Source organism: Nocardioides terrae (assembly GCF_900112345.1).
Taxonomy (GTDB): Bacteria; Actinomycetota; Actinomycetes; order Propionibacteriales; family Nocardioidaceae; genus Nocardioides; species Nocardioides terrae.
In genome coordinates, this window is sequence record NZ_FOLB01000010.1 from 146,340 (window position 1) to 158,599 (window position 12,260).

General features: G+C 70.5%; 13 protein-coding genes. 4 read left to right on the plus strand and 9 right to left on the minus strand.

Translation table 11 applies throughout. From position 1 onward, the window contains the following. Nucleotides 1-90: 90 nt before the first annotated feature. From BM236_RS14215 to deoC, 5 genes are read right to left on the minus strand one after another with little or no spacing between them, the layout of a single operon-like run. Nucleotides 91-627 carry a hypothetical protein gene (locus BM236_RS14215; RefSeq protein WP_091124998.1) on the minus strand — a complete coding sequence of 179 codons (537 nt, stop codon included), beginning with the start codon at nucleotides 625-627 and terminating at the stop codon, nucleotides 91-93. After that, nucleotides 628-1,233, minus strand: coding sequence for a uridine kinase family protein (locus tag BM236_RS14220; protein ID WP_091124999.1), 606 nt, complete (start codon nucleotides 1,231-1,233; stop codon nucleotides 628-630). Beyond that, nucleotides 1,230-2,099 carry an aldehyde dehydrogenase family protein gene (locus tag BM236_RS14225; RefSeq protein ID WP_091125002.1) on the minus strand — a complete coding sequence of 290 codons (870 nt, stop codon included), beginning with the start codon at nucleotides 2,097-2,099 and terminating at the stop codon, nucleotides 1,230-1,232. The genes BM236_RS14220 and BM236_RS14225 overlap by 4 nt, the downstream gene beginning before the upstream one ends. Continuing rightward, nucleotides 2,096-3,523 carry an aldehyde dehydrogenase family protein gene (locus tag BM236_RS14230; RefSeq protein ID WP_217645344.1) on the minus strand — a complete coding sequence of 476 codons (1,428 nt, stop codon included), beginning with the start codon at nucleotides 3,521-3,523 and terminating at the stop codon, nucleotides 2,096-2,098. Before BM236_RS14230 ends, BM236_RS14225 begins: the two co-directional genes overlap by 4 nt. A gap of 7 nt (nucleotides 3,524-3,530) precedes the next feature. Continuing rightward, on the minus strand, nucleotides 3,531-4,517 hold the full coding sequence (deoC, locus tag BM236_RS14235; protein ID WP_091125004.1) for a deoxyribose-phosphate aldolase: 987 nt from the start codon (nucleotides 4,515-4,517) through the stop codon (nucleotides 3,531-3,533). A 36-nt stretch (nucleotides 4,518-4,553) separates the two neighbouring features. On the opposite strand from deoC, the gene BM236_RS14240 reads away from it, so the two are divergent. Next, on the plus strand, nucleotides 4,554-5,123 hold the full coding sequence (locus BM236_RS14240) for a hypothetical protein (protein WP_091125006.1): 570 nt from the start codon (nucleotides 4,554-4,556) through the stop codon (nucleotides 5,121-5,123). Here the strand turns inward: BM236_RS14240 and BM236_RS14245 are convergent. Continuing rightward, on the minus strand, nucleotides 5,120-6,793 hold the full coding sequence (locus tag BM236_RS14245) for a phospho-sugar mutase (RefSeq protein WP_091125008.1): 1,674 nt from the start codon (nucleotides 6,791-6,793) through the stop codon (nucleotides 5,120-5,122). The two genes, BM236_RS14240 and BM236_RS14245, sit on opposite strands and share 4 nt — an antisense overlap. Nucleotides 6,794-6,822: 29 nt before the next feature. Here BM236_RS14245 and BM236_RS14250 point away from each other — a divergent pair, with 29 nt between their 5' ends. Continuing rightward, nucleotides 6,823-7,266, plus strand: coding sequence for an SRPBCC family protein (locus BM236_RS14250; RefSeq protein WP_091125010.1), 444 nt, complete (start codon nucleotides 6,823-6,825; stop codon nucleotides 7,264-7,266). Nucleotides 7,267-7,274: 8 nt separating this feature from the next. On the opposite strand, the gene BM236_RS14255 is transcribed toward BM236_RS14250, so the two are convergent. Continuing rightward, a complete protein-coding gene (locus BM236_RS14255) occupies nucleotides 7,275-8,276 on the minus strand; it encodes an aldo/keto reductase (protein ID WP_091125013.1) in 1,002 nt (333 codons plus the stop codon). 159 nt (nucleotides 8,277-8,435) lie between these two features. Between BM236_RS14255 and BM236_RS14260 the strand changes: the two genes are divergently transcribed. After that, nucleotides 8,436-9,722, plus strand: a complete 1,287-nt coding sequence (locus tag BM236_RS14260) for an HNH endonuclease (RefSeq protein WP_139230116.1) — start codon at nucleotides 8,436-8,438, stop codon at nucleotides 9,720-9,722. Between the two features lie 171 nt (nucleotides 9,723-9,893). Here BM236_RS14260 and BM236_RS18735 read toward each other — a convergent pair whose 3' ends face one another. Next, nucleotides 9,894-10,715, minus strand: a complete 822-nt coding sequence (locus BM236_RS18735) for a hypothetical protein (protein WP_139230117.1) — start codon at nucleotides 10,713-10,715, stop codon at nucleotides 9,894-9,896. 262 nt (nucleotides 10,716-10,977) lie between these two features. After that, nucleotides 10,978-11,802: an AbiV family abortive infection protein gene (locus tag BM236_RS14265; protein WP_175507695.1), complete on the minus strand. Its 825-nt coding sequence runs from the start codon at nucleotides 11,800-11,802 to the stop codon at nucleotides 10,978-10,980. A 208-nt stretch (nucleotides 11,803-12,010) separates the two neighbouring features. Here BM236_RS14265 and BM236_RS14270 point away from each other — a divergent pair. Beyond that, a partial coding sequence (locus BM236_RS14270) for a transposase (protein ID WP_217645323.1) occupies nucleotides 12,011-12,260 on the plus strand: 250 nt, incomplete at its 3' end.

Here is a 12,260-nt window from a genome sequence, read left to right on the forward strand (position 1 = left end):
TGGTCGGCCGGGACGGGCCCGTGGGCACCTGGTCGGGGTCGCGCTGCCGGGTGCGGTCGGTCCGTTGCGATGGCAGCGGTCGCGCGGCACTCACCTCGGCAGCACGACGAACCAAGGAACGTCCCAGCCGGCGACGTGAAGCGTCGCGTCGACGAACCAGTCGCGGGGGACGGTGACCAGGCCGCCGGATGCCGGGTCGTAGACCGACAGCCCGGAGTCGGACGAGCCGATCGCCAGCACGACGTGCCGGGGCAGCGTCGTCGACCCGATGTAGAGCGCGACGGGGTGGTGGGCGACGGCGGCCGAGACGGCCGAGAACGCCGACGGGCGCGACCAGCGGGCGAGGCGGGTGCGGTAGCGGACAACCTCGATCGAGCCCAGCGCATCGGCGACCGCCCACGGCGGAGTGCCGAGCGCAGCCGGCCAGGGCAGCTGCGCCCGACCGGAGTGGCCGACCGGCCGCACCAGCCGACGGTGCTCGGCGAGCACGTCATCGGCGAACGAGTCGGGCGAGTCGGGCGAGTCGGGCGGTGCGGGCGAGCGCAGCAGCCGTGCCACGACGACACAGGCCGCGCCGCAGGAGGTCTGGTCGGGCTGGCGCAGAGCAGCGCCGAAGGGCAGCGTCACTCAGACAGTCTGCAGCAGCCGCTGCACGTCGGCGTACCCCTCGTCGGGGGTGACCACGACGCACCCCTTCGCCACGGCGTCGGCGACGACGGCGTTCTGCCCGCGCGTCAGCGCCCAGCCGCGCCGGACGAGCATCAGCGGCGGCTTGCGGCGCTCCTTCAGGTCACGGAGCAGCCGGCGGACGAAGGTGGTGACGGGTCGCTGGTTGACGCAGTACGCCGCCGCGAGGATGCCCGACTCGCGGCACTCGCCGACGATGTCCTGGGCGAAGATCCCCTCGGCGACGAAGAGCGGGGAGCTGCCCAGGTCGAGCACCTGGTGCCCGGTCCGCCCGTTGCGGGCGATGTCGTAGACGGGGACGTCCGCGCACCCCGCGGCGCACAGCGACCGCAGGGCCGCGATGGCGTCGGAGGCCAGCCACGAGTCCGGGTGGTCCCAGTCGATCAGCCCGGCGTTGGGGCCGTCGACGATGCGCGGCAGCGTCGGGTCGCCGCCGTTCTTGTAGAAGTCGTCCAGCCGCAGCACCGGCAGCCCGAGCCGCCGAGCGAGGCGCGACTTGCCGGCCCCCGACGGTCCGGCCAGGACGACCACCCGCGCGTGACTCACAGGCCGATGGGGTGCCAGACCGTCTTGGTCTCCAGGAAGTCGGTCATCGCGCCGAGGTCCGGCTCGTCGGTCCAGTCCGGCTCGGCGGCCGGCGCCCGGCGTACCCGCTTGAGGTTGTCGGCGGCCGCCACCTCGAGCTCGGTGGCCAGCGCCGGACGACCCGCCACGCCCCCCAGGTCGATCGCGTTGACGTCCATGTGGCCGGCCAGCCAGGGGCCGACGGTGGCGGCGTCCCCGGTGAGGATGTTGACCACGCCGCCGGGGACGTCGGAGGTGGCGAGCACCTCGGAGAACGTCACGGCGGGCAGCGGCCGGGCGTAGGAGGAGACCACGACGGCGGTGTTGCCGGTCACGATGACCGGCGCGACCGTGGAGACCAGGCCGAGCAGCGAGGACCCCTGGGGCGCGAGCACCGCGACCACCCCGGTGGGCTCGGGCGTGGAGAGGTTGAAGAACGGCCCGGCGACCGGGTTGGCGTTCCCGAGGACCTGGGTGATCTTGTCCGCCCAGCCGGCGTACCAGACGAGCCGGTCGATCGAGGCGTCGACGACCTTCCCGGCCGGCCCGTCACCGATGCCCTCGGCACGGGCGACCGCGTCGACGAACTGCGGCCGACGGTCCTCCATGATCTCGGCGACGCGGTAGAGGATCTGCGCGCGGTTGTACGCCGTCCGGCCGGACCAGCCGCCGAACGCCTTGCGGGCCGCCACGACGGCGTCGCGGGCGTCCTTGCGCGAGGCGAGGGCGGCGTTCGCCACGAACCGGCCCTTGCCGTCGAGCACCTCGTAGGAGTGGCCCGACTCCGAGCGCGGGAACGCGCCGTCGATGTAGAGCTTGTAGGTCTTGCGGACATCGAGACGCGTCATCGCAGGTAAGCCTCCAGCCCGTGCCGGCCGCCCTCACGGCCGTATCCGGACTCCTTGTAGCCGCCGAAGGGCGAGGTGGGGTCGAACTTGTTGAACGTGTTGGCCCAGACCACGCCGGCGCGGAGCTTGTCGGCGATCTTCAGGATGCGCGAGCCCTTGTCGGTCCACACGCCGGCCGACAGCCCGAACGGCGTGTTGTTGGCCTTCTCGACCGCCTCGGCGGGCGTGCGGAACGTCAGCACCGACAGCACCGGGCCGAAGATCTCCTCGCGAGCGATGCGGTGGGCCTGGGTGACGCCGGTGAAGACCGTCGGGGCGAACCAGAAGCCGGTGCTGGGCAGGTCGCACGGAGCGGACCAGGCCTCGGCGCCCTCGGCCTCGCCGACCGAGCTGAGCTCGCGGATCCTGGCCAGCTGGGCGGCGGAGTTGATCGCGCCGACGTCGGTGTTCTTGTCGAGCGGGTCGCCGACCCGCAGCGTCGCCATCCGTCGCTTGAGCCGCTCGAGGACGTCCTCGGCGACGCTCTCCTGGACCAGGAGGCGCGAGCCGGCACAGCACACGTGCCCCTGGTTGAAGAAGATGCCGTTGACGATGCCCTCGACGGCCTGGTCGATCGGCGCGTCGTCGAAGACGATGTTCGCGGCCTTGCCGCCGAGCTCGAGGGTGACTCGCTTCCGGGTGCCGGCCACCGACCGGGCGATCGCCTTGCCGACCGCGGTCGAGCCGGTGAAGGCCACCTTGTCGATGCCCTCGTGCTCGACCAGTGCCTGCCCGGTGGCACCGGCTCCGGTGACGATGTTGACCACGCCCGGCGGCAGGTCGGCCTGCTGGCAGATCTCGGCGAAGAGCAGCGCCGTCAGCGGCGTCGTCTCGGCCGGCTTGAGCACAACGGTGTTGCCGCATGCCAGTGCCGGCGCGATCTTCCAGGCCAGCATCAGCAGCGGGAAGTTCCACGGGATGACCTGGCCGGCCACGCCCAGGGGAGTGGTGCCGAAGCCGGCGTACTCGAGCTTGTCGGCCCAGCCGGCGTAGTAGAAGAAGTAGGCGGCGACGAGCGGTACGTCGACGTCGCGCGACTCCTTGATCGGCTTGCCGTTGTCGATCGACTCCAGCACCGCCAGCTCGCGCGAGCGCTCCTGGATGATCCGGGCGATCCGGTAGAGGTACTTCGCCCGCTCGGCGCCAGACAGCTTCGACCAGACCTTGTCGTAGGCCCGGCGGGCCGCCTTGACGGCGCGGTCGACGTCCTCGGAGGACCCCTCGGCGACCTCGGCGAGCACCTCCTCGGTGGCCGGGTTGACCGTCTTGAAGGAGGCGCCGCCGCCGTCGACGAACTCACCGCCGATGAACAGGCCGTAGGACGGCTTGATCTCGACGATCGAGCGCGACTCGGGGGCCGGCGCGTACTCGAACACGTTGCTCATCAGGTCCTCAGTCCAGCGTGAAGTAGTCGGGACCGGAGTAGCGGCCGGTCGTCATCTTGGTGCGCTGCATCAGCAGGTCGTTGAGCAGCGTCGAGGCGCCGAAGCGGAACCAGTCGGGGTCGAGCCAGTCCTGCCCGGCGACCTCGTTGACCGTCACGAGGTACTTCACCGCGTCCTTGGCCGTGCGGATGCCGCCGGCGGGCTTGACGCCCACCATGCGGCCGGTGGCCTCGCGGAAGTCGCGGACCGCCTCCAGCATCACCAGCGTGACGGGCAGCGTCGCGGCCGGCTGCACCTTGCCGGTCGAGGTCTTGATGAAGTGCGCGCCGGCCAGCATCGCCAACCAGGACACGCGGCGGACGTTGTCGTAGGTCTGGAGCTCGCCGGTCTCGAAGATGACCTTCAGGTGCGCGCTGGTCCCGTCCGGGCGCGCGCACGCCTCGCGGACGGCCGCGATCTCCTCGAAGACCTGCAGGTAGCGGCCGGAGAGGAACGCGCCCCGGTCGATGACCATGTCGATCTCGTCGGCGCCGGCCTCGACCGCGTCGCGGGTGTCGGCGAGCTTGATGTCCATCGCCGCCCGTCCGCTCGGGAAGGCGGTCGCTACCGCGGCGATGTGCACGCCGGAGTCGCCCAGCACCTGCTTCACGTCGGCCACCATGTCGGGGTAGACGCAGACGGCGGCCACGCTCGGGCACGTGGGGTCGGCCGGGTCGGGCCGCATCGCCTTCGCGGCGAGCGCCCGCACCTTGCCCGGGGTGTCCTGCCCCTCGAGGGTGGTCAGGTCGACCATCCGGATCGCCAGGTCGAGCGCGAACGCCTTGGCCGTCGTCTTGATCGACCGGGTTCCGAGGGCCGCGGCACGCGCCTCGGCACCGACCTGGTCGACGCCCGGAAGGCCGTGGAGGAACCGGCGGAGGGTGGCGTCGGAGCGGGTCACGTCGGCGACGAGGCCGTCGAGATCGGCGCCCCGCGCCGGGTAGGTGGCTGTCACCGGAACAGCATATGGCCGCCCCTAGAGTGGTGCCTCATGGACGATGACAGCGTGACCTGGTTCGCGGTGACGAGCGGCCGTTTCACCGGATTCCTGGGTCTGGTCGCGGCGGCCATCGTCGGGGTGATCGGCGTCTTCGATGGTGCGCCCGCCGGTGTCGTCGCGGGCCTCCTCCTCGCCCTGCTGTCCTGGGTGGTCCTCCTGCGGCCGCGGGTCGGCACCCGGGGCTCGGACCTCCTCCTGAGGGGCATGGTCTCGACGGTCGTCATCCCGCTCGCCTCGATCGAGAGCCTGGTCGTCCGGCAGGTGCTGTCCATCGGCGTCGGCGGCCGCCGCTACGTGAGCGGCGCCGTCGGGCACGCGATGCGCGACCTGCACCGCACCCGCCGCGCTGTGGACAAGATGGCGTTCGGCACGGGGCAGCAGGAGATCCCACCTGCGCAGGACAAGTACGCCGACCAGGTCGGCGAGATGATCACCGAGCGCTCCCGTGCCGCCCGGCGTGACGGCGCCCCCATGGGACCGGCCCGGCGGGACTGGGCGTGGCTGGAGATCGGCGGCCTCGGCGTCCTCCTCGTCGCCCTGGTCGTCACGCTCCTGATCTAGATGCCGGCCGCCGCCTTGATGTCGGCCCGCAGGGTGTCGAGCCTCTCCGCGGCCACGATCCGCGCCGCGTCCACGCCGTCCTCCGCGTCGACGGGGACGACGACCTCGAGGTAGCACTTCAGCTTCGGCTCGGTGCCGCTGGGCCGCACGACGACGCGCCCGACGGTGTGCCCCGGACCGGCGGGGCCGGTCGACGGGTCGGCGAGCCGGTAGCGCAGCCCGTCGGTCGCGGGCAGGTCGGCCGATCCGACCGCGAGGTCGTCGACCCCCTCGACCGCGAAGCCGCCGAGCGACGTCGGCGGGGTGGCCCGCAGGCGGTCCATGGCGGCGCCGATCTCGGCCAGGTCGGTGACCCGGGCGGACAGCTGGTCGGTCGCGTGCAGACCGTGGGCCAGCGCGATCTCGTCGAGCAGGTCGACCAGCGTGCGGCCCTCGGCCTTGAGGGCGGCGGCCACCTCGCACAGCAGCAGCAACGCGGAGATGCCGTCCTTGTCGCGCACCCGGCCGGGGTCGACGCAGTAGCCGAGCGCCTCCTCGTAGCCGAAGACCAGCCCCGGGACGCGGCTGATCCACTTGAACCCGGTCAGCGTCTCGGCGTACGGCTGGCCCGCCGCGGCGGCGAGCTTGCCCAGCAGCGTGGAGGACACGATCGAGGCGGCATAGGTGCCGGTCGCACCCCGGGCGAGCAGCGCCGCGCCGAGGATCGCCCCGACCTCGTCGCCGCGCAGCATCCGCCAGCCGCCTCCGCTCGTCGAGGCGGCCGGGACCGGGACGGCCGCAGCGCACCGGTCGGCGTCGGGGTCGTTGGCGACGACGAGGTCGGCGCCGGTCTCGGACGCGAGCGCCATGGCGAGGTCCATCGCGCCCGGCTCCTCGGGGTTCGGGAAGGCCACGGTCGGGAAGTCCGGGTCGGGCGCGGCCTGCGCGGCGACGACGGTCGGGGCGGGGAAGCCGGCCTCCTGCAGCACGTGGGCGGTCAGGTCGCCGCCGACGCCGTGCAGCGGCGTGTAGACGATGTCGAGGTCGCGCGGGCCGCCACGAGCCACCCCGAGGACCGCCGTCGTGTAGCTGCTCACGATCGAGTCGTCGAGGACCGTGCCGCCATCGCCGAGCGGAACCTCGGAGAGCGACCCCACGGCGGCGATCCGCTCGGCGATCCCGGCGTCGGCCGGCGGGACGATCTGCGAGCCGTCGCCGAGGTAGACCTTGTAGCCGTTGTCCTGCGGCGGGTTGTGGCTGGCCGTCACCATCACGCCGGCCGCGCAGCCGAGCTCGCGGATCGCGAAGGCGAGGACGGGGGTGGGCAGCGGCCGCGGCATCACCAGCGCCGGGATCCCCGCGCCGGTCATCACCTCGGCGGTGTCGCGGGCGAACACGTCGGAGTTGTGCCGGGCGTCGAAGCCGATGACGACCGGCCCGGAGGCTCCCGTGTCCCGCAGGTACGCCGCCAGGCCGGCTGCCGCCCGGATGACGACCACCCGGTTCATCCTGTTCGGGCCGGCTCCGAGGGCGCCGCGCAGCCCGGCGGTGCCGAACTCGAGGGTCCCGGAGAAGCGATCCTCGAGCTCGGTGAGGGCGTTCGCGTCGATCAGAGCGGCGAGCTCGGAGCGGGTCTGGGGGTCGGGGTCCTCGGCGAGCCAGGCCCGCGCCTGCGAGAGCACGTCGGTCATGGGCGTCACGCTATCGGCAGAATGGGCGCATGTTCTTGTTCGAGGAGGAGTGGTGGCTGCCCGCGCCGCCCGAGGCGGTCAGGGACGTGCTCGTCGACCTCGAGCACTATCCGGAGTGGTGGCCGCAGATCCGCGCCGTCGCCTCGCTCGGCGCCGACGACGCCCGGGTGCTGTGCCGCTCGACGCTGCCGTACACGCTCGACCTCGTGATGCACGCGGTGAGCCGGGAGCTGCCGCTCCTCGAGGTCGAGCTCGCCGGTCACCTGAGCGGGTGGGTCCGCTGGCGGCTCGACGCGGTCGACGGCGGGACCCGCCTCCACCTGACCCAGCAGGTCACCGTGCACGGCCCGGTCGCTCCGTTCGCGGCCGTGCTGCGGCCGCTGGCGAGCTGGAACCACCGACGGATGATGGCCGGCGGCCGCGCCGGCCTCCGTCGCCGGTTGGCGGCGGAGGCCGTCGGCCGTCAGCCGTAGCGGATCGCTCAGCCGTCGATCGTGCTCATGTCGCCGTACCGCTCGCCGGCGACGGCCTCCCGCGGCACGGCGGCGGTCAGCTCCTCGAGCTCCTCGGCCGTCAGGGTGACGTCGGCAGCGGCGACGTTCTCCTCGAGGTAGCGGACCCGCTTGGTGCCCGGGATCGGGACGACGTCGTCGCCCTGCGCGAGGACCCAGGCCAGCGCCAGCTGACCGGCCGTCGCGCCCTTGCTCGCAGCCAGCTCGCGCACTCGTGCGACGAGTGCGAGGTTGGCGTCGAGGTTCTCACCCTGGAACCGCGGGAAGTACGCCGTCGAACGGCTGTCACCCTGCGCGAGCGTCTCCGCGGTGACGGCGCCGGTGAGGATGCCGCGACCGAGCGGGGAGTAGGGCACCAGGCCGATCCCGAGCTCGCGGAGGACCGGGAGCAGCTCGTCCTCCAGGTCGCGGGTGAACAGCGAGTACTCCGTCTGCAGGGCGGTGATCGGGTGGACGGCGTGCGCGCGCCGGACGGTCTCCGCGCTCGCCTCCGAGAGGCCGAGGAAGCGGACCTTGCCCGCCTCGACGAGCTCCTTCATGGCGCCGACCGTCTCCTCGATCGGGACGGTCTTGTCGACACGGTGCTGGTAGTAGAGGTCGATGTGGTCCACGCCCAGCCGGGCGAGGCTCGCATCGCACGCGGCGCGGACGTACTCCGGTCGGCCGTTGACGCCCACCCGGGTGCCGTCGGGCAGCCGCTCGTTGCCGAACTTGGTGGCCAGCTGGACGTCGTCGCGGCTGTGCGAGCTGGCGGCGATCGCCTTGCCGACGAGCTGCTCGTTGGTGAAGGGGCCGTACATGTCGGCGGTGTCGAGGAAGGTCACGCCGAGGTCGAGCGCCCGGTGGATGGTGTCGATGCCGCCCTGCTCGTCGGGGGTGCCGTAGAACTCCGACATGCCCATGCAGCCCAGACCGAGGGCGGAGACGGTCAGAGGTGCGGCGGTGCCGAGGGTGCGTCGTGGAAGGCTCATGTCTCCACTCAACGACCTGGAGCGCACTCCAGGTCAAGCCGGTGCTCTAATGATCGTTGACGCATCTATTCGAACACGTGTACGATAGACGAGACGACGACACAACCTCATCGCCCAACCGACAGCCGTCGCGCTGTCCTCTCGGAAGCTGTCGTGATCATGTCTCTTGCAGAGCCCCAGCAGCCGCCTCGGCCGGCTTCGGTGCGTCGCCATGCGCTGCACCGGTTCCTGGGCCGGTTGCACGAGGTGCTCGACGAGGTCACCACCGACACCGCGTGGGCGCTGACGCCGGAGGAGCTCGCCGAGTGCGTGGAGGAGGCCTACGCGGCGGGGGCTCGGATCGCGTCGTTGGCGTTGGGCCTGGTGGCGGAGGCCGATCGCGTCGACCTGCCCGCCGACGGCGCCGCTCCGAACATGGTGGCGTGGCTGCGCGAGCACGTCCTGCTGGCGCCCGCTGAGGCGAGGCGGCACGTCCGGCTCGCCGGCGCGCTGCAGGAGCATCCGCTCACCGCCGGCGCCCTCGCGGCCGGCTCCTTCCCGGTCGCGTCCGCTGCGGTGATCGTGCGTGCCTTGGACGGCCTGCCCGACGAGCTCGACGCCATGAAGGCCGCTGACGCCGAGGAGTTCCTGGCCGGTGAAGCCCACGTCCACGACACCGCTGCGCTGCGCCGCCTGGCCGAGCACCTGGATGAGGTGATCAACCCTGAGGGTGCGGACGCCCGGTTGGCCGAACAGCTGGCCCGGGCCGAGGAGAAGGCCGCGCGGGAGACGTTCCTCTCGCTGCGCCACGACGAGGCCGGCCAGGTCACCGACGGCGTCTTCCGGGTGCCGCTGATGCAAGGATTCGCGCTGCAACGCATGCTCGAGTCATTGACCAACCCCGGGCGGCCCGACCCGATCCCGCTCAACGACGCAGCCACCGGCGTGCGGCTCGCGCCCGAGGAGCGGCGGGGCCGAGCATTCTGCGAGCTCCTCGAGCGGCTCCCCACCAAGAAGCTGCCGAAGCTCGGCGGGTCCGACCCGGCCGTGGTCGTGACGATGGACCTGGCGTCCCTGATGGGTGGGCTCAAGGCCGCGCACCTCGACACCGGACTCGCGATCAGCGCAGGCCTCGCCCGCCGTCTGGCCGCCCGGGCCGGGGTCATCCCCGTCGTCCTCGGCTCGGACAGCGAAGTCCTCGACATGGGCCGCAGGTGCCGGTTCCAGAAGCCTCGGCAGCGCCTCGCCCTGGTGGTCCAGCAAGGCGGGACCTGCGCCGTCCAGGGTTGCGCCCGCTCCGCCGTCGGCAGTGACGGTGCCCACCTGACCGCCTGGAGCGAAGGCGGCCCCACTGACCTCGTCAACAGTGCCCTGCTCTGCTCCCGACATCACACCCTGGCCGACCACCCCGACTACCAGGTCACGCGCCTCCGCCCGGGCCGCATCGAGATCCACCGACGCTGCTGAGACGGAACGGGTTGCTGCATTTCGCCCAGATCGACGTGGCTGGCAACTTGGAATGAGACACCCACGGCCTGCCTTTCCGTTGAACTTCCGCACCCCGCCGAAGCGCACTTGATTTCTCGAGGCGTTTCAAGGGGCGGGGCTGAGCAGCGGATACCACTTCCGAGCATAGGTCTACCCGGGTAGCGGAGGGGAAACCTTATAGTAGAAGAAGGCGCGACCGTCCGAGCCACCCTCGTTGTACCTTCGGTACTCGGAGGGCTCTGGCCACATCGCGATCATTACGGTACAAGCCGCGCCGATGTCGGCCGTCGCTACATTCCATGTAAGCGTGGTCTCGTTACCAGTTCCAGCGTCGACCCTTCGATGTCGAACGTGAAGGCCCCAGTGGAGCTCTCTGCCCTGCGCGTCCCACCCGACGACGTCGAACTGCACGCGTTCACTTGGCCTGACGGTTAATCCCGTCCGACAGCCGCCTATGCTGCCGGTGTCTTGCATCGGCCCGTTTACCTGATTTCCGAATGAGTCTCGAGCGGTCTCGATGCGAGCGAAATACTGACCGTCTTGGTCCTGCGTGCTCATGAAGATGGTCACTCTGTTCCTGATATCGCCTGCGATTCCAGCGGCAAGAGCATGCTCGAACGGAAGCAACGGTCTCCCGTGGGCGATTGCATCACGGAGTGTCTCTAACCGGCCAAGTAGGGGGATGAACGACCGCTGGCTGCCCAGGGCCGGCGCTAACGGCTCCCAGTGCGTCTTCAGAATGAGTATCAAGTCATATAGATTGGAATAATCGAGGAGGTTCTCAGGAACCGCCGCCACTCCGCGCACGGCACGCTTTTCTCGTTCGGCGTCTCGCCGGCGCTCCCAGGCTTCTAGTTTGCCACGGGGCACGATATTGGCCAGCCAATCATCGCCCCACCTCTGGCGGTACGACCATGTCATGAGTTGGCGCAGCGCGTTCTCAGCGGTTTCGAGCGCACTCTGCGACTCCACAGGAGCAACGTACGACGAACCGGCGCAGCGCGCGATGTATGAAACGTGGCGCAGTCCGATCGAGCACCACCTTTCCGTGTCGGCTCGGCACCTTCATCATGGGCGCGTTCGATACCTGCGTCCATCCGCCGCTGGTGCAGCGATACGGTACGGCACGCGAGCGAGAGCCGTGATCAGCTGATCGCGGCGGCGCTTTCGGCGCTGGTGCAGCCCAGGTCCGAGCTGCAAAGCAACTTGTGGGAGCTTTCGACACTGGCCGGGACTAAGGCTCCGAACGGTCCCGCTCCCCGCGCTTGTCGAGATCCTCCGACAACCAGATCAGTTCTCGCGTCCCGGCCTCGTAGCCCGGCTTGCCGAGGTTCTCGAACGGGTTGCTGCCGGGCCCGGGTAGGTGCAGCCGGTAGCCGTCGTTGTGCAACTCCCGACCCTCCTTGCCGCGGCGCTGGGCCTCGAGGATGGTCTCCAGCACCTCGGGCTTCACGCCGCTGAACAGCTTGCGTGTCTCCTCCAGCTCTTCCTCGGTGGCAGGCGGAATCTCCTCCGCCCACTGCGCCTGCTGCTTCGCCTCAATGTGCTCGCCCAGCCGTAGCTGCCAGCCAATCTGGTGAACGTGCCGGACGACGTCTGCCAGCGACTCCTCCTCGGCGACGTCTTGCGGGGCGACCGCATCTCCGTTGTCATCAAGGTCGACGTAGAAGCCCTGCTGTTTCAGGGTGTTGTGCCTCTCGGTCCACCGTTCGATGGTCCCCAGATAAGCAGCGGTCCCGTCGCGGTCGGGCTCGATGGTGTCGAACCAGTACGGCTCGTCCACCAGGAAGCTGTGGACTAGCCGAAGCTTCTTCGGGTGGCTGGCCCACAAGTGATTGAGCTGCTTCGTCACGAACGGCTCGCCCTCGGGGGCGTAGGCCATCTCGACCCGTCGCTCGTGGATCGCAATGGCCTTCCCGGACTCCTCCATGCCGAGGATCGCGAGAGACCGAGCAAGCCCGAAGCTTCCAAGGTCGAGCACCGCGAGGGCCGCATTGAGCAGCCGATCCGCATTGGCAAGCAGGGCGTCCTCCACCGCGACCACCTGCTCCGGCGACATGTCAGGGAGCTGCTTCCGTTGAGGCACGGGCACAGTTTGCCTTGTGGCTCGGACACACACATGGAGACCAATCAGGGGCTCCCCGCCCAGCGGGCGGCGGGAGCCCTCCGTCAAGGCCGAGCGTTGATGGCGCGGTCGTAAGGGTCTGCCCCGAGTTTGGTTGACACCTGACCTCTGAGGTTTCGGCCTCAGGCGGAAGGATGTCCCCGTGGCAAAGCCCTACCCCAAGGAGTTCCGCGACGACGTCGTGGCCGTGGCCCGCAAGGGCCAGGCGCCGCTGGCACAGATCGCGAAGGACTTCGGCGTCTCCGAAGGCTCGCTGACCAACTGGTTGAAGCAGGCCGACATCGAGGACGGCAACCGTCCCGGTATCACCGAGGACGAGCGCAAGCAGCTGCGTGAAGCGAACAAGCGGATCCGACTCTTGGAGCAGGAGAACGAGGTCCTCCGCCGTGCGG